Origin of the sequence: Burkholderia sp. Tr-20390, assembly GCF_017104595.1 — a bacterium.
In the GTDB taxonomy this organism is placed as follows: domain Bacteria; phylum Pseudomonadota; class Gammaproteobacteria; order Burkholderiales; family Burkholderiaceae; genus Burkholderia.
Map to the genome: position 1 here is coordinate 1 of NZ_JAAGPC010000187.1, position 16,801 is coordinate 16,801.

16 protein-coding genes are annotated in these 16,801 nt (G+C 68.7%); 5 read left to right on the plus strand and 11 right to left on the minus strand.

Annotated features, from left to right (window positions below; all coding sequences use genetic code 11):
- A partial coding sequence (locus tag G3N98_RS32620) for a family 2A encapsulin nanocompartment cargo protein cysteine desulfurase (RefSeq protein WP_206150494.1) occupies nucleotides 1-1,590 on the plus strand: 1,590 nt, incomplete at its 5' end.
- 60 nt (nucleotides 1,591-1,650) lie between these two features.
- On the opposite strand, the gene G3N98_RS32625 is transcribed toward G3N98_RS32620, so the two are convergent.
- The 7 genes from G3N98_RS32625 to G3N98_RS32655 all read right to left on the minus strand — a co-directional run bounded on the left by G3N98_RS32625 (nucleotide 1,651) and on the right by G3N98_RS32655 (nucleotide 7,808).
- Complete coding sequence (locus G3N98_RS32625; protein ID WP_206150495.1) at nucleotides 1,651-2,544, minus strand: acetylglutamate kinase; 894 nt, start codon at nucleotides 2,542-2,544, stop codon at nucleotides 1,651-1,653.
- Between the two features lie 59 nt (nucleotides 2,545-2,603).
- Complete coding sequence (locus G3N98_RS32630; RefSeq protein ID WP_206150496.1) at nucleotides 2,604-3,125, minus strand: PTS sugar transporter subunit IIA; 522 nt, start codon at nucleotides 3,123-3,125, stop codon at nucleotides 2,604-2,606.
- 132 nt (nucleotides 3,126-3,257) lie between these two features.
- On the minus strand, nucleotides 3,258-3,476 hold the full coding sequence (locus G3N98_RS32635; protein WP_230624101.1) for a hypothetical protein: 219 nt from the start codon (nucleotides 3,474-3,476) through the stop codon (nucleotides 3,258-3,260).
- Nucleotides 3,477-3,534: 58 nt separating this feature from the next.
- Complete coding sequence (locus tag G3N98_RS32640; protein WP_206150497.1) at nucleotides 3,535-3,906, minus strand: DUF6697 family protein; 372 nt, start codon at nucleotides 3,904-3,906, stop codon at nucleotides 3,535-3,537.
- 531 nt (nucleotides 3,907-4,437) lie between these two features.
- A complete protein-coding gene (gene groL, locus G3N98_RS32645) occupies nucleotides 4,438-6,078 on the minus strand; it encodes a chaperonin GroEL (protein ID WP_039354347.1) in 1,641 nt (546 codons plus the stop codon).
- A 12-nt stretch (nucleotides 6,079-6,090) separates the two neighbouring features.
- The gene (locus tag G3N98_RS32650) at nucleotides 6,091-6,381 is read right to left on the minus strand and encodes a co-chaperone GroES (protein ID WP_011694564.1); all 291 of its coding nucleotides are present in this window, start codon (nucleotides 6,379-6,381) and stop codon (nucleotides 6,091-6,093) included.
- 143 nt (nucleotides 6,382-6,524) lie between these two features.
- Nucleotides 6,525-7,808 carry an alpha/beta fold hydrolase gene (locus G3N98_RS32655; protein ID WP_206150498.1) on the minus strand — a complete coding sequence of 428 codons (1,284 nt, stop codon included), beginning with the start codon at nucleotides 7,806-7,808 and terminating at the stop codon, nucleotides 6,525-6,527.
- A 390-nt stretch (nucleotides 7,809-8,198) separates the two neighbouring features.
- Here G3N98_RS32655 and G3N98_RS32660 point away from each other — a divergent pair, with 390 nt between their 5' ends.
- Together G3N98_RS32660 and G3N98_RS32665 are read left to right on the plus strand one after the other, a co-directional pair.
- Nucleotides 8,199-8,879, plus strand: coding sequence for a class II aldolase/adducin family protein (locus tag G3N98_RS32660; RefSeq protein WP_206150499.1), 681 nt, complete (start codon nucleotides 8,199-8,201; stop codon nucleotides 8,877-8,879).
- Nucleotides 8,880-8,999: 120 nt separating this feature from the next.
- On the plus strand, nucleotides 9,000-10,124 hold the full coding sequence (locus G3N98_RS32665; protein ID WP_206150500.1) for a sigma 54-interacting transcriptional regulator: 1,125 nt from the start codon (nucleotides 9,000-9,002) through the stop codon (nucleotides 10,122-10,124).
- Here G3N98_RS32665 and G3N98_RS32670 read toward each other — a convergent pair.
- The 4 genes from G3N98_RS32670 to G3N98_RS32685 are packed head-to-tail and all read right to left on the minus strand — an operon-like array spanning nucleotide 10,115 to nucleotide 13,949.
- A complete protein-coding gene (locus G3N98_RS32670; RefSeq protein ID WP_206150501.1) occupies nucleotides 10,115-10,903 on the minus strand; it encodes an ABC transporter permease in 789 nt (262 codons plus the stop codon). The two genes, G3N98_RS32665 and G3N98_RS32670, sit on opposite strands and share 10 nt — an antisense overlap.
- Before the next feature lie 16 nt (nucleotides 10,904-10,919).
- On the minus strand, nucleotides 10,920-11,735 hold the full coding sequence (locus G3N98_RS32675) for an ABC transporter permease (RefSeq protein WP_089474168.1): 816 nt from the start codon (nucleotides 11,733-11,735) through the stop codon (nucleotides 10,920-10,922).
- Complete coding sequence (locus G3N98_RS32680) at nucleotides 11,735-12,841, minus strand: PhnD/SsuA/transferrin family substrate-binding protein (RefSeq protein WP_206150502.1); 1,107 nt, start codon at nucleotides 12,839-12,841, stop codon at nucleotides 11,735-11,737. Before G3N98_RS32680 ends, G3N98_RS32675 begins: the two co-directional genes overlap by 1 nt.
- A 31-nt stretch (nucleotides 12,842-12,872) precedes the next feature.
- Nucleotides 12,873-13,949 carry a nitrate ABC transporter substrate-binding protein gene (locus G3N98_RS32685; protein ID WP_089457604.1) on the minus strand — a complete coding sequence of 359 codons (1,077 nt, stop codon included), beginning with the start codon at nucleotides 13,947-13,949 and terminating at the stop codon, nucleotides 12,873-12,875.
- Nucleotides 13,950-14,404: 455 nt separating this feature from the next.
- Between G3N98_RS32685 and G3N98_RS32690 the strand changes: the two genes are divergently transcribed.
- Both G3N98_RS32690 and G3N98_RS32695 read left to right on the plus strand, forming a co-directional pair.
- Nucleotides 14,405-15,577: an LLM class flavin-dependent oxidoreductase gene (locus G3N98_RS32690; protein ID WP_089497701.1), complete on the plus strand. Its 1,173-nt coding sequence runs from the start codon at nucleotides 14,405-14,407 to the stop codon at nucleotides 15,575-15,577.
- A 50-nt stretch (nucleotides 15,578-15,627) separates the two neighbouring features.
- Nucleotides 15,628-16,674 carry an ABC transporter substrate-binding protein gene (locus G3N98_RS32695; RefSeq protein ID WP_089432154.1) on the plus strand — a complete coding sequence of 349 codons (1,047 nt, stop codon included), beginning with the start codon at nucleotides 15,628-15,630 and terminating at the stop codon, nucleotides 16,672-16,674.
- Nucleotides 16,675-16,801: the final 127 nt, after the last annotated feature.

Below are 16,801 nucleotides of genomic sequence, written 5' to 3' on the forward strand. Positions count from 1 at the left end.
TCGCAGAACGGGCTGCCCGACAACGTCGTGTCGATCGCGCCCGCGCTCGAACCGCGCGTCGGCGGCGCGGCGCTCGGCGTGCCGCAAGTGAATGCGCCGGTATCGGAGGGCGCGGCGAAGGCCTCGCCGTACTACTTCACCGACGGCTCGCTGCAGGGCTGGCAGGGGACGCCGCAGGACATCGTCGTGCCGTCGAACGGCCTTGCTTCGCCGGAAGCGTTCGGTTTGCCGGGCGACGACGCGCTGCGCGAACTGCTCGCCGTGCATCGCGACGTGCCGGTGTCGCGTGCGTCGGGCGCCGACGTGCCGCGCTACTTCATCGACGATGCGCACGCAGCCGAGCCGCAAGGCCAGCTGTATCGCGGCGCGCATCCGCCGTTCGACGTGAACGCGATCCGCCGCGATTTCCCGATCCTGCAGGAGCGCGTGAACGGCAAGCAGCTCGTGTGGTTCGACAATGCAGCGACGACCCACAAGCCGCAGGCCGTGATCGACCGTCTCGCGTATTTCTATGCGCACGAGAACTCGAACATCCACCGCGCCGCGCATGCATTGGCCGGCCGCGCGACGGACGCGTACGAGCATGCGCGGGAAACGGTGCAGCGTTTCATCGGCGCATCGTCGCCCGACGAGATCGTGTTCGTGCGCGGCACGACCGAGGCGATCAACCTGATCGCGAAGACGTGGGGCGTGCAGAACGTCGGCGAAGGCGACGAGATCATCGTGTCGCATCTCGAGCACCACGCGAACATCGTGCCGTGGCAGCAGCTTGCTGCGCTCAAGGGCGCGAAGCTGCGCGTGATTCCGGTCGACGATTCGGGGCAGGTGCTGCTCGACGAATACCGGAAGCTGCTCAACGACCGCACGAAGATCGTGTCCGTCACGCAGGTGTCGAACGCGCTCGGCACGGTCGTGCCGGTGAAGGAGATCGTCGAGCTCGCGCATCGTGCGGGCGCGAAGGCGCTCGTCGACGGCGCGCAGTCGATCTCGCACATGCGTGTGGACGTGCAGGCGCTCGATGCGGATTTCTTCGTGTTCTCCGGGCACAAGATCTACGGGCCGACCGGGATCGGCGTCGTGTACGGCAAGCGCGCGATCCTCGACGACATGCCGCCGTGGCAGGGCGGCGGCAACATGATCGCGGACGTGACGTTCGAGCGCACGGTGTTCCAGCCGCCGCCGAACCGGTTCGAGGCCGGCACCGGCAACATCGCGGATGCGGTGGGGCTGGGAGCCGCGCTCGACTACGTGAACCGGGTCGGCATCGAGAACATCGCGCGCTACGAGCACGACCTGCTTGCGTATGCAACGAGCGTGCTCGCGCCGGTGCCGGGCGTGCGGCTCGTCGGCACGGCCCGCGACAAGGCGAGCGTGCTGTCGTTCGTGCTGAAGGGCTATGAGACCGAGGAAGTCGGGCAGGCGCTGAACGAAGAGGGCATCGCGGTGCGCTCGGGGCATCACTGCGCGCAGCCGATCCTGCGGCGCTTCGGGCTCGAGGCCACGGTGCGGCCGTCGCTCGCGTTCTACAACACGTGCGACGAAGTCGATGCGCTGGTGAGCGTCGTGCGGCGGCTTGCGACGGGGCGCTGACGCCATTCGCTTGCGGCGGCCCGGGTGGGTCGCCGCAAGCGCTTTATCGCTACCAGAAAGTCAGAACCGCACGACCTGCTTCTGCTCGACGCTGAAGCCGTCGCGCAGCACGCTCGCCGAATCCGCGAAGTAGCGGCGGGTTTCCGACAGCAGGTCGGTGTTGCCGCGACGGCAGAACACGACCCCCGATCCTTCCTCCGTCAACAGTTCGTCGATCAGCGATTCGGGTTGCCCGATATCGGCGAGATGGACGTTCTGCACGCCGTGCGCAAGCGCATCGAGCGCGTCCCGTACGCAAGGCGCCGCCGTGGCCGCCGGGTGCTCGGCGAGCCAGTGCTCGAGTTCCGTGATGCCGTACAGCCCCGCGAGTTCGCCAAGTTCGCGCAGCAGCGTGCCGTCGACCATCATCACCAGCGTGACGGCGCCCGTGCGCTGCGCGAAGAGGCTGCCGAGCCGTTCCGCGCGCAGCAAGTGATCGTGGCCTGCGTCGTCCGGGGCGACCGGCATCACGACGGGCACCAGCCCGTTCTCGAGAAACGCGTTGAACGTGGTGCCGTCGAACCGTGCGACCGCGCTTGTGCCGACGCGGTCGGAATCCGCGCTCGCCACGAGCAGGCCGCCGTCGTGACCGTCGATGCCGATCGCCTTGGCGCCGTGACTGCCGATCAGGCGCACCAGTTCATGATTGACGCCCGCCATCGCCGCGTGAACGGCGTGGATCGATTGCGTGCCGGAGGCGGCCGGCACACCCTGGACGACGATCGGGCGAACGCCGGTGAGCGCGAGCAGCGCGACATCCTGCGCGAATGCCTGGCGGGCGCGCGCATCGCTCGCGGCGCCGCCATCGACGATGACGACGGTCTGCCCGTGCAGGGCCTGCATGAACGGCAGCGAGCGCGCCAGGCCGGCTACGCGGCGGGACGTCAGGGTGGGACTTTCAGGGTCTGGGAACATGGGAGTCCGAATGGATGAAGGGAATGCCTGTCGCCGCAGGGTGCGGCATCAATGCGGCATCAATACGTGCGTTGCATCAGCTGGTGAATCTCGCCGGGCGTCAGCGCGTCGCGCGATGCCTGCCGGAACGGGCGTTCGCTGAAACACCGCGCCGCGTCGGCGAGCAGTTCGAGATGTGCGCGGTTGTCTTCCTGCGGCAGGACCAGCACGATGAACTCGCGCACGGGCTTGCGATCCGGTGCGTTGAAGCTGAACGGATACTGCGCGCGAACGAACAGCGCGATGGCCGAGCGAAGACCCGCGACACGCGCATGCGGAATCGCGACGCCCTGGCCGAGGCCGGTCGAGCCGAGTTGCTCGCGCTTCGTCAGTTCGGTCCTGATCCGTTCCGCGGATACGCCGCTGCTGCGCTCGACATAGCGCGCGACGAGGTCGAACAACTGGATCGCGCTTTCGACCGGTACGTCGAGCAGGATGTGGTTCGGCGGGCACGCGTCGGCCAGCCGGGTCGCGAACGGTGCGCCGCCGCGTCGGTAGGGAAGGTCGGGTTGGCCGCCGGCGGCGGCCTGCTGCGTTTGCATGCGGATCTCTCCGTGTCGGGATGACAGGGAAATCCTAGACAAAACCGCGTAAAGACGGTGTTAGATACGAGCGGGCCCGGCATTAAAATTGTGTATCGATTGCCGGTGGAACCGGGCCCGAAACGTAGCGCTTCAGGTACCCGACAGCACGAACGGCAGCGTCGTCAGCAGAAACACCGAAATGCCGACGACCGGCGCACCGAACGCGATCGCCGCGAACGCCACCGCGGCGCTGGTCAGCACGAGCGTTCTCGACACCCGTCGGTGCCGGTCGTGTGCAGCCGCCCTGTCATCGCGGATTGCATCGGTCCGCGTACCGATCACGTGTTTCCAGAACGTCAGGCCAAGCATGATGGCTCCTGTATGAAAGATGGCCGGGGCTGGGCGCGCGACGCGCCCGCCAGGCGGGTCAACAACGCTTGAGCTTGAGCACGCGCGAGATCTGCCCGGGCGTGAAGCTGCTGTTGCGCACGTAAGGCGCGCAGTCGAGCGGAGCGGTGAGTGATTCGCTGACGACGTACTGGCCGACGAAGCGGTACGCGTCGGTGGCGATGCGGATGAACACCGGAATCGAGTCGCGTTGCGCGGCGAGCGTCCTGCCGGCCGCCCGCGCGGATGCGCTGCCGTCGCAGAGGATCACGTCGGGTGCGTGCGGGTTGAGGTCCGTGCGCAGGCAGGCGGCCACGACCTTGCCGTTCTTCGTCGGCAGGAATGCCTGTTTGCTGCCGCCGCACGCGGTGTGGATGAATTCGCGGGTGTACTGCTTGTCGATCTCGAACATGATCGGTCTCCGGTATCGGGACTATCCGTTGGTTAAATCAGGTATGCAAAGCAATGCGATCGGATCGACATTTATGATGCAGGCATGCCAATCGATCGTTGCCGGGGCGGCGGATCGATGGCGCGTCGTGAGGCGGGAGTTTCCGCGCGAACACGCTTGCATCGCGCGATGCGCGGCTAACGCATCGACGTCGTGTTCAAGCGTGCACGGGAAGGACTACGGCGCGCACCGTCCGCCTGCTGGCAGGACGGTGGCTCGGGAAAAGAGACGCAGGCGTCCTGCCGGTCAGGCAGAAAAGCAACTCGGCGGGCGAGGACTTCGGATGCGCATGTGCGTACTCGGTGAGGGATGGATTGCGAACACATTCTAGTGAACGCATGCGCGGGCGCAAGTAAAAAGGTCGTAAAGGTTGTGTAGTCCGTGCGGTCCGGCGCACCAGGCAAAAAAACGCGTGACGACTATCGTCGCCACGCGTTTCCGATTGATTCAGGACGGCGCGCATGCCGGCGAACCGGCATACGCGTCGGGTCGTCAGAAATCAAACCCCGGCCCACCCGCACCCGGGCCGCCCGGCGCCGCCGCCGGTGCCGCGTCCTTCGGCGCCTCGAACACGGTCGCATCGGTCGTCAGCAGCAGCCCCGCGACCGACGCCGCGTTCTGCAGCGCCGTGCGCGTGACCTTGGTCGGATCGAGCACGCCCGATTCGACGAGGTCGCCGTATTCACCGGTCTGCGCGTTGTACCCGAAGTTGCCCGAGCCTTCGGCCACCTTCGCGACGACGACGCTCGCTTCCTCGCCCGCGTTCGTGACGATCTGGCGCAGCGGTTCCTCGAGCGCGCGCAGCACGATCTTGATGCCCGCGTTCTGGTCGGCGTTCACGCCCTGCAGTTCGCGGATCGCCTGCCGCACGCGGATCAGCGCGACGCCGCCGCCTGGCACGATGCCTTCCTCGACGGCCGCGCGCGTCGCGTGCAGCGCGTCGTCGACGCGGTCCTTCTTCTCCTTCACTTCGATCTCGGTGGCCCCGCCGACCTTGATCACCGCCACGCCGCCCGCGAGCTTCGCGACGCGTTCCTGCAGTTTTTCACGGTCGTAGTCCGACGTGGCTTCGTCGATCTGCACGCGGATCTGCTTCACGCGCGCTTCGATGTTCTTCGCATCGCCCGCGCCGTCGATCACGGTCGTGTTTTCCTTGCCGACCTCGATGCGCTTCGCCTGGCCGAGTTCGGCGAGCGTCGCCTTCTCGAGCGTCAGGCCCGTTTCCTCGGCGATCACCTGCCCGCCGGTGAGGATCGCGATGTCCTCGAGCAGCGCCTTGCGGCGGTCGCCGAAGCCCGGCGCCTTCACGGCGACCGTCTTCAGGATGCCGCGGATGTTGTTCACGACCAGCGTCGCGAGCGCTTCGCCTTCGACGTCTTCCGCGATGATCAGCAGCGGCCGGCCCGACTTCGCGACCTGTTCGAGCACCGGCAGCAGGTCGCGGATGTTCGAGATCTTCTTGTCGTGCAGCAGGATGTACGGGCTTTCGATCTCGGCGATCTGCTTGTCCGGGTTGTTGATGAAGTACGGCGACAGGTAGCCGCGATCGAACTGCAGCCCTTCGACCACGTCGAGCTCGTCCGCGAGCGACTTGCCGTCCTCGACGGTGATCACGCCTTCCTTGCCGACACGGTCGATCGCTTCCGCGATGCGCTGGCCGATCGATTCCTCACCGTTCGCGGAGATCGTCGCGACCTGCGCGATCTCCTTGCTCGTGGTGGTCGGGCGGCTGATCTTCTTCAGCTCGTCGACGGCCGCCGCGACGGCCTTGTCGATGCCGCGCTTCAGGTCGAGCGGGTTGAGCCCGGCCGCGACGTATTTCTGGCCTTCACGCACGATCGCCTGCGCGAGCACGGTGGCCGTCGTGGTGCCGTCGCCGGCGGCGTCGCTCGTGCGCGACGCGACTTCCTTCACGAGCTGCGCGCCGATGTTCTGCAGCTTGTCCGCGAGTTCGATTTCCTTCGCGACCGATACGCCGTCCTTCGTGACGACCGGCGCGCCGAAGCTGCGTTCGAGCACGACGTTGCGGCCCTTCGGCCCGAGCGTGACCTTTACCGCGTTCGCGAGAATGTTCACGCCTTCCGTCAGCTTCGCCCGTGCGACGTCGCTGAAAATGATTTCCTTCGCTGCCATGATTGCGCTCCGTTATTGATTGACGACCGCGACGATGTCTTCTTCGCGCAGCACGAGAAACTCGTTGCCGTCCACCTTGACGGCTTGCCCCGCGTACTTGCCGAACAGCACGCGCTCGCCGACCTGCAGGTCGGGCACGATGCGCTGGCCGTCCGTATCCTTGCGGCCGGGGCCGACGGCGATCACTTCACCCTGGTCGGGCTTTTCCGCCGCGCTGTCGGGGATCACGATGCCCGATGCGGTGGTGGTTTCCTGGTCGAGTCGTTTCACGATCACGCGGTCGTGCAAGGGGCGTAGGCTCATTGGTTCGTCCTGTGCTGATCTGTTGAATTGGGCTGGCACTCTTTAACAGAGAGTGCTGACGAGTATAAAAATGCGCGGCGGCGCGATCCAATAACGGATTCCGAAATGCATTCGCGCCGTCGTGCAAAAGCGCGTTGCCTCCGCTATTGCGAAACGGCCTGCTGCGCGGTCGGCGCGCAGACCGGGTGGATCGTCTCGCCGGCGAGCACGCGCTTCACGAACGGAATCGAATCGACGAGCGACGCGTTCACGGTGCCGTTGTGTTCGCGGCCCGCATACAGGTGCGCCTCGACGGTCGTGCCGGCCGCGCACGCGTCCTTCGCAAGCGCGAGTTCGAGCGGCGCGAGCCCGTCGTCCGCGCCCGCGCCGATGAAGACGGGCGTGGCGATCTTCAGCGTCGGGTATTTCAGGTATTCGTCCCACCAGGCCTTCAGCCGTGCATCGCCGCCGGGCTTGACGGTGTTCGCGTGCGTGAGGTGCGCGAGCGCCGCGTCGTCCTCGAGCGACGCGAGGCAACTGATGCGCGACTGTTCGAGGATCGGCAATGCCTGGTCGGTCAGCACCTCGTCCGCGCGCAGCGACGGGTCGATCTGCTGCGCGGAGAGCACCGAATAGAACTGGTACGCGAGCGTCGGATCGACGCGCTCGGGATCGCGCCGGTACGCGCTCTCGAACTTCGGCAGCGACGCGAGCGTGGCGGGCGACGCGTTGTAGATCGTGCCGGTGGCAACGGTCGCGCGGATCGCGAGTTCGGGCGCATAGGTGGGTGCGTAGCCGGCCGCCGCGAACACGGCCGAGCCGCCTTGCGACTGGCCGACGAGCACGACCTCGTTCGCGAGGCCCGGCACGCCGCCGAGCACCGCGCGCACGCTGTCGAGCAGCGTGTAGCTGTTCGAGCGGTTGTTGAGCTGCGGATTCGGGCCGGGCGTGCCGAGCCCCTGGTAGTCGGTCGCGACGACCGCGAACCCTTGCTGAAGCCACGCGTTCAGGTAGCGCACGTCGCGATACGAGCGGCCGAACCACGATGGCGCGCAGATGTCGGCCATCCCGAACGTGCCGTGCGCCCACGCGACGATCGGCCAGCCGCCGGCCGGCGGCGTGCCGCGCGGCACGAACAGCGCGCCCGACACGGCGATCGGCGTGCGGCCGCCGACGCCGTCGGTCGATGCATAGAGGATGCGCAACTGGTGGCCGGCGCTCGCGAGCCCGAGCGTCGCCGGCAGCGGCTCGGTGCGCAACAGCACGCCGGGCGTCGCCGGAATGTCGCGGTCCCATGTGTAGAACGCGGACACGCGGCCGTCGCCCTGCAACGGATCGGGCGCAGGCACGCGGCCGGGGGAAGCTGCATGCGAGAGGAGAGACGAGACGGCGAGCGCCGAAGCCAGCAGGGTGCGCGCGGCGTACCCGCGCAGGGGGAGGAGCGTCATGGTCGGATGGGTGTCGGTAAAGTCGGATCGGGCGCGCCGGACAGCGCGCGGCGCGGGCCGACCTCGACGCAAGTTTCGAACCAGCGCAGCCGTTGGGCGCGTGGCGCGAGACACGACGGGCCGCTGCGCCGTACGGCGAGCCGCGCACGCTTTCGGCGGCTGCGCGTCGAGCAGCAATCCGGGCCGGCAGGCTGTTGCTCCCGCAACAGAGGCGCACGCAGGGATCGCACGGTGCGCGTCGTGCAAAAAACGCACGCGCACCGCGCCACGGGTCTTCGGCGCATGCCTGCCCGGCTGGCACGATTGCTGCTGATCCGGTGGCCGTGCTTTGCAGCGTTATGGCATTGCGATGCGAGCCCATCTATCTACCCGATCAAGGAACCCGTCCTCATGCCAGTCACCTCAACCATCGACAGCGGCGAACTCGTGGCATTCGTCGAGCGCGCCACGCGCGAATTCACGCAGGCCGAGCGCGTGCTGAAGGACACGCGCACGCTGTCCGCGACCAACACGTTCCAGGCGTTCCAGCGCGTGCCGGGCACGGAACTCATCGTCGCGCTGTCGGCGCCGAGCCCGTGGGCCGCGTCGCGGGAGATCCAGCCCGTCGTCGTGACGTTCGACGGCGACGTGCTGCACGGCGACGCGCGTGCGGGCGGCAACGGGCCGCGCTATGCGGACGTGTTCCGCGAGGCGCCGGAAGTCGGCGTCGTGATCCACGTGCACGGCCCGTACCTCGGCGCGTGGGCGAGCGCGCATCGCCCGCTGCCGATCCGCTATGCGCCGGCCGCGCGCTACACGCGGGCCCGCGAGATTCCGGTGTACGTCGATCGTCGCCCCGGCGAGCCGCGCTTCATCGTCGACACGATCCGCCGCGACCCCGAGGTGCCGGCGATCATCGAGGCGAACGGCGGCGCGACGTTCTGGGGTAAATCGATCCTCGACGTGTCGAAGTACATCCTGATCCTCGAGGAAGCCGCGTATTTCCAGGCGCTCGCGGAACCGCTCGGCGGCTCGCTCGAGTTCGGCCCGGGCGCGCTCGAGCAGCAATGGAAGATGACCGGCCTCGCGTGACCTCGTGCCGCGGCCGGCGCAATCCGGCCGCCGTCATACCGATAGCTCGATGAATTGGTTCGTGGCCGGCGCGCGCCTTGCTATCGTCGAACCTTCCCCGTTCAACACGCCGGTCGTGCCATGGCCATCTTCAGCTTGCCGGACCCGACTTCGCATGCGATCACGATTCGTGCGAAGGCGCTGACGTTCGACGATCCCAAATCGCGGGTGCTGCTCGAGCGCATCCAGCTCGTCGCGCCCAGCGACGCGACCGTGCTCGTCACCGGCGAGAGCGGCACCGGCAAGGAGCTGATCGCGCGCCTCGTGCACTCGCTGAGCGAGCGCCACGACGGCCCGTTCGTCGCGGTCAACTGCGGCGCGTTCTCCGAGACGCTGATCGAGAGCGAGCTGTTCGGCCACGAGCGCGGCGCGTTCACCGGCGCGATCAACAGCCAGCCCGGCTGGTTCGAATCCGCGAATCGCGGCACGCTGTTTCTCGACGAGGTGGGCGACCTGCCGCTGTCCGCGCAGGTGAAGCTGCTGCGCGTGCTGCAGGAGCGCGAGGTGACGCCGGTCGGCTCGCGCAAGACCGTGAAGATCGACGTGCGGCTCGTCGCGGCCACCAACGTGAATCTCGAAGCCGCGGTGCGCGCGGGCAATTTCCGCGAGGATCTGTACTACCGGCTCAACGTCGTGAAGCTGAGCCTGCTGCCGCTGCGCGAGCGGCCCGGCGACATCGCGCCGCTGATCGAACACTTCATCGACACCTACGCGAAGCGGCTGCGCGTGGCCGCGCCGACGCTGACGGACGCCGCGCGCGCCCGGTTGCATGCGCACGCATGGCCCGGCAACATCCGCGAACTCGAGAACGTGATCCACCACGCGGTGCTGATCTGCGCGGGCGGCGCGATCGACGTAAGCGACCTGCAGTTTTCCGCGCTGTCGCTGGCGCCCGATGCCGGTGATCCGCGCAGCACGGCGGCGGCACCACCGCGCCGTGCGCGCGACGTGGCCGAGGCGACCGATGCGCTGCGCCACGCGGTGATCGAACTGCTGGATCTCGGCACGCCGGCGCTGTGGCAGCACATCGAGGACACCGTCTACCGCAGCGTGTTCGACTACAGCGACCACAACCAGCTGCGCATGTCGCGCCTGCTCGATCAGTCGCGCAACATCGTGCGCGCGCGGCTCGCGCAGCTCGGCATCCTGAAGCCGCGCGACGCGGGCGACGCCGACGCCGACGCGCGGCTGCGCCGTCAGGCGTGATCGCGCCAGCGCAGCGCACGCTGCGCGATTCGCTCGCATAGCGCACTCATGCCGACGGCAAGCGCCGTCACGCCCAGCACGCAGACCAGCAACACGTCGGCACGTGCGCCGGCCTGCGCGTTCTGCATCAGGCTGCCGACACCCGCACCCGCGTTGAACAGCAGCTCGCTGCTGGTCGCGGTGATCCATGCGAACGGCACGGCCTGCAGCACGCCCGCGAACAGGTCGGGCAGCGCGCCCGGAATCAGCACGTCGCGCCACAGGCCGATGCGCGTCAGGCGATACGACTGCGCGAGTTCGACGTAGCGCGGATCGACGCGGCGCAGCCCGTCGAAGCTGGCGGTGGTCATCGGGTAGAACGCGGCGAGCGCGATGATGAACACCTTCGCGAATTCACCGGTGCCGGCCCACAGGCTCAGCAGCGGAATCAGCCCGAGCAGCGGCACGTAGCGCAGCGCCTGGAACGCCGGCTCGCCGAGCTTGCGCGCGAGCGTCGAGCGCGCCATCGCCGCGCCGAACACGAGCCCGAACGCGACGCCGGCCGCGAGGCCGAGCGTCGTGCGGCGCAGGCTCGCGCCGAGATCGGTGGCGAGTTCGCCGCTGCGCGCGAGTTCGACGAGCGCGGCGCCCACCTGCTGCAACGGCACGAACGCGTATTGATGGGCCGCGTCACCGGACGACGCGGATTGCCAGGCGGCGACCAGCAGGGCCGGCACGACGAGGCCGCGCGCACGACGGCGCAGCGCGGCGAACGAGAATGAGGGGATGGCGCGGGTCATTCGGATACCTGTTCGTTCAGCGCGCGGGCGTCTGCCAGCGCAATGCGTAGCGTTGCACGAGCGCGATCGACCGGTCGATCGCGAAGCCGATCAGCCCGATCACCGCGACGTCGATGAGCACGACGTCGAGCCGCAGCATCTGCCGCGCCAGTTCCATCATCTGGCCGATTCCGCTGTCGGCGCTGAGCAGCTCGACCGCGACGAGCGCGAGCCACGCGCGCGCGAGCGCGATCCGCACGCCGGTCAGCAGCGGTGGCAACGCGGCCGGCAGCAGCACGTCGCGTAGCAGCGCGAAGCGGCCGAGCCCATAGTGCCGCGCCATCTCGACGAGATCGCGCGGCGCGTCGTGCACGCCCGTGTACGCGGCCAGCGCGACCGGAAAGAACACGGCCTTGCCGACGACGACGAGCTTCAGCGGCTCGTCGACGCCGATCAGCAGGATCAGCAGCGGAATCAGCGTGAGCGTCGGCACTTGCCGCAGCAGGTCGAACGTCGGCCGCAGGTAATCGGCGAACAACCGGCTGCGCGCCAGCAGGATGCCGAACGCGGCACCACCGGTCGCGCCGATCGCGAAGCCGAGCGCGAGGCGATGCAGCGTGATCAGCAGGTTGTCGCGCAGTTCGCCGGTGTCGAGCAGCGTGCGCAGCGTTGCCGCAAGCCGCTCGGGCGGTACGACGAGCTGCGGCGGAAACCAGCGCTGCGCGCTCGCGAGCCACCACAGCGCGACGAATGCGACGGGCGTGGCCCACCACAGCGCGATGCCGCCGAGCCGTGCGAGTCCGGGCAGGCGGAGCGCGCGTGCGCCGGTCGACGCGAGGGCATGCATCGGCATCAGCGGCTCGCGACGCGCGCCGCGTCGGTGCGCCAGTAGCCGTCGAGCCCGAGCTGCTTGAGCGCGGTCGACACGAACGTCGGCGCGAGCAGCGCGTTCACGTCGACCGGCGTGGACGTCAGGCCGGCCTGGCGGCTGTACGCGATGACGTCGCGGTAGTGGCCGGTCAGCGCGGGCGTGAAGAGCGGCGCCCATTGCTCCTTCCACGGTGTCGCCTCATCCGCGTATTCGCGGCGCACGATGCTTTCCGGCTGGCCGGACGCGCTCAGGATCTTCACGTACGCGTCGCGGTTCTGCGGCTGTGAGATCCAGTGCGCGGCACGCACGTAGGCGGTCGCGACGAGCTGCGTGAGGTCGGGGTAGCGCCGCACGAAATCGTCGGACGCCCACAGTTCCGCGCGCATCTTCCAGTCGTCGGGCGCGGTCTTGGTCGACCAGATGATCTTGCCGACGTTCTTGTCGACGAGCGAGTACGCGTCGGACAGCGTGAAGAAGCCGTCCACGCGGCCGGCCGCGACGGCCGCCGCGCCGGCCTGCGGGTCGAGGTTGTAGATCTTGAAGTCGGACAGCTTCAGCCCGTTCTCGGCGAGCAGCTTGCTGAACGTGACTTCCCACGGCCGGCCGCGATTGAGCGCGATGCGCTTGCCCTTCAGGTCGACGATCGATTTCGCGGTCGAGCCGGCCGGCACGACGAGATACGTGTTGCTGCCGACACCGCCCGGCACGATCAGGCGCGTATGCGTGCCCGACGCGTTGACGACGACCGACGGCAGGTCGCCGTAGCCGGCGAAATCGATGCTGCCGTTCGTGAACGCTTCGTTCACGAGCGTGCCGACCGCCGCGGTCGACACGGGCACCCATTGCAGCTTCACGTGCCGCGCGGCGAGCGCCTTCTCGAGCGACTTGTCGGCGTCGATCAGTGCCGACGCGCCCGCGTACTGCGTCTTGCCGCCGCTCGAATAGGCGACGGCGGCGATTCGCACGACCTTGGGCGCGTCGTCCGCATGCGCGGCCGGTGCGGCGAGCGATGCCGCGACGAACGGCAGCGCGGCGAACAGCGCGCGCAGCGGGCGGCGCAGCGAGGCGAGGGAGAGCGTGTGTTTCATGATGGTCTGGTACGGTAGGCGGAAAAGGGGCTCACGCGCGCTTCTGCAGCGACGGCCGCAGCACGTCGGCGAGCGGGCGCGGGTCGATCCAGTCGGCGACGTCGAAGTCGGCCTCCAGAAAACCGTGGTCGTGCAGGAACGTCTTGAAGTCGTCGAGCGCGGCGACCGATTCGTCGTCGAGATTGACGCCGAGATGGCGGTGCAGCTGGTTGCCGTACGCGGCGCGGACCCAGTCGATCGACGACGCGGTTTCGCCGGCCACGTAGAGCGCGGTTTCGTCGGGATGCGTGCCGGCCCAGTCGCCGGCCGCGACCACGAGCTTCAGGAAGCCGGCGACGATGTCCGGATGATTCGCGAGCACGTCCGCGTTGACGGTCAACGGGCGCGGCGTGCCGTTGTTGTTGCGGATCGCGCGCTCCGGATGAAAGCCGATGTCGATCACGACGTGCGCGCCGATCAGCTGCGCGATCTCGAGGCCGGTCGAGCCCTTCACGTAGATCGCGTCGACCTCGCCACGCAGCAGCGCGCCGGCTTCGGCCGCGTACAGCGCGCGGCTCGAAAAGCCGTGCGGCGACGCGAACAGGTCCGCCGCGCGCGCCGGCCCGACGGCCTGCAGCGTGCGGGCGCGCACGTCGACGAGTTCGACGTCGCGCGTGGTCAGCCCGTCGAGGCTCAACGCGTTGACGAAGCCGCGCAGCGCCGACGCGCGAAAGATGTCGATGCGGTCGTCGGGGCGGCTCGGGATCGCGATGCGGCGCCCGCGCAAGGCCTTCACCGAGCGGATGCCCGACTCGGGCCGCGCGAGGATCAACTGCGATTCGTCGACCCACGACAGCCCGATCACGCGCGTGTTCGCGCCATTCGAGCGCGCCCACATCGCGGGGATGCTGCCGCCCTGGCGGAACGACTGCGCGAGCGTGTGATCGCTGATCGACGACACGTCGTGCCGCGTGGCGCCGCGTGGCGAGCGGATCGCGACGCCGTCGGCCGACGTCTCGCCGTTGAGCCAGCCGAGATGCACGGCGATGCCGAGCGGGGTCGGCACGGGCGACCGGGCGTACCAGAACGTCTGCTGCTTGTCCGATGACGAATCGGGCCTGTCTGTCATGGGTGAGATTCCCTCTCTGCGTGAGCATGGTTGAAGCCCGGTCGCGCACGGTGTCGGTGTCGCACGCGCGGGCCGGTCAACGTTGCAAGTTCCGGGCCAGTGAATGGAAACGGCGCGGCCGCACGCGGCGCGGGCATCGCGCGGGAGGAGCGGTGCGCGTACCGATGCAGGGCCTGTTGCGCCAGCAACAGTCGCGTCGGTTGCTGTTGCACGCGCAGCAGCAGTGCGGGCGGTGCAGCAGCGCGATACGGGCGTGTCGTGACGGCATGGGCGACCGCGAGCGGCTGCGATCCGATTGCCGCTGACGCCCGGCATGCAAGGCACTGCGCAGGTTTGCCGGCAGCCGCGCAGCTGCCGTGGCGAGCGCGTTGGCACACCGCGTGCTTTACAGCGCAGCACTCGCGCGGCACGCCGATGCCGCACGCAATCCGAATGGCCCGACCAGGAGAACTCCGATGGCTGTTGAATTTCTGTGGCGCCTGCCGATGCATGGCGACGGCCGGCGCGCACACGACCTGCATACGCGCGGCGAATGGAACCGCCAGCGCGCATCGCGCGTCGCGCCGAAAGTCGACGACGACGATTTCGGCTACATCGACTATCTGTCGCAGGTCGCGCGCGCGGCCGATATCGCCGGCTTCCACGGCGCGCTGATTCCGATCTTTCGTTTTACGGAGGAACCGTGGGTCGTGGCGGCCGCGCTGGCGCGCGAGACGCGCCGGCTGCGGCTCCTGATCGCGCTGCAGCCGCATTTCGTGCATCCGGTCTATGCGGCGCAGATGGCCGCGAGCCTGCAGCGGATCAGCCGCGGGCGCGTCGAGTGGAACGTCGTCACCGGCGGCGGCGGCCCCGACCAGCGTGCCTACGGCGACTTCATCGATCACGACAGCCGCTATGCGCGCACCGACGAATTCCTCGATGTCGTGAAGGGCGTCGCGGCCGGCGAACCGTTCACGTTCGACGGCCGCTTCTACCGCGTCGAAGCCGGCGGCCTGCTGCCGCCGCTGAGCGGCCAGAAGCCGCCGCGCATCTACCTGGCCGGCGCGAGCGACGCCGCGCTCGCGGTCGCCGCGAAGCACGGCGACGTGCACCTGAGCTGGGGCGAACCGCTCGCGAAACAGAAGGAAGTGATCGATGCGGCGCGCCGCGCGCTCGACCGCCAGAACGCCGAGCGCGACCTGCGCTTCGGCATGCGCATCGACATCCTGGCGCGCGAGACCGAGGAGCAGGCGTGGGCCGAGTTGCGGCAGATGTTCGCGACGGTGGGCGACGCGACGCGCGGCGGCTTCGGCGGGCGCGGCGAATCGTCGGAGTCGGTCGGCGCGAAACGCCAGTTCGCGCTGCACCAGGGCAACACGCAGCACTTCGACGACCTGATCGTCGGCCCGAACCTGTGGGCCGGGATGTCGCAGATTCGCGGCGGCCCCGGCTGCGTGATCGTCGGCAGCCACGAGCAGGTGGCCGAGCGGCTCGCGGAATACGTCGACATCGGTGTGTCGACGTTCATTCTCGCGAGCAACCCGCATCTCGAGGAGGCGTACCGCGTGGGCGAGGAAGTGCTGCCGCTCGTCGACGGTGCGCTGAACGCGCGCGGCACGCAGGCGGCGCTGCGCGTGGCCGGCGCATGAACGCGACGGCATTGCCGCGCCATCCAACGACATCGACAAGGACATCCACCATGACGACACTCGCTGCGCAGGCCACGGCCTGCGACGCACTCTGGTACACGCGCTGCCCGGTGCCGACCGCGCTCGGCATCGCCGTGCACCGCGGCTGGTTCGACGAGGAGTTCGGGCCGGACGGCATCACGCTGAATTCGCTGCAGGAGACGGCCGATGCCGGCAAGCGCGAATCGCATTTCGATCACAGCCTGCCGCACTCGTTCCGGCAGGGCGGCAACATTCCGGCGCTGTGGGCGCGGGCACGCGGCGCCGATACGCGCGTGATCGGCCTGTCGTGGACCAACGAATTCCAGGCGATCGTCACGCTGCCCGATCGCGGCATTCGCTCGGTGCGCGATCTGCGCGGCCGGCGGCTCGGGTTGCCGCGCCATCCGATCAGTATCGACTTCTGGCGGGCGGCCGCGCTGAAAGGCTTCCTGAGCGCGCTCGAACTGGAAGGGCTCGGGCACGGCGACGCCGAATGGGTCGACCTGCCCGACGAACGTGAACGTCGCACCGGGCCCGCATCGTTTGCGCGCGGCCCGCACGAGTACGGGATCGAGATCGCGGCCCTCGTGCGTGGCGAAGTCGACGCGGTGTTCGTGAAAGGCGTCGAAGGGCTCGAGACCGTGCATCTGATCGATGCACAGGTCGTCATCGATCTCGGCGCGCACCCCGATCCGCTCGTGCGGATCGGCAACGGCACGCCGCGCACGCTGACCGTCGACCGCGCGCTGATCGACGCGCGCCCCGATCTCGTGAGCCGTTTCCTGTCGGTGGTGGTGGGGGCGGGCGACTGGGCCGCGCGCCATCCGGCGGAGACGGTTGCGTATATCGGCCGCGAGACGCGGGCGTCCGACGAGTGGGTGCGCTATGCGTATGGCGCGGACGTGCACCGCCATCTGGAGACGGGGCTCGCGCAGACGTCGATCGACGGGCTGGTCGCGTTCAAGGATTTCCTCGTCGAATGGGGCTTTCTCGAACAGGATTTCGATGCGCGCGCGTGGATCGACCCGGCGCCGTTCACGCGCATCGACCGGCAACGCCATGCGTGGGTCGCGTAGCGCGCCGCGGCGCGTCATTGCAAGGAGTCGAGCATGACAGGTCTGACGATCGAATACGGCGTGCCGCCGGCGCGCCGGCATGCGGCGCGCGCTGCGCCGCGTACGGGTGCGAGCGGGGCGGCGGCGG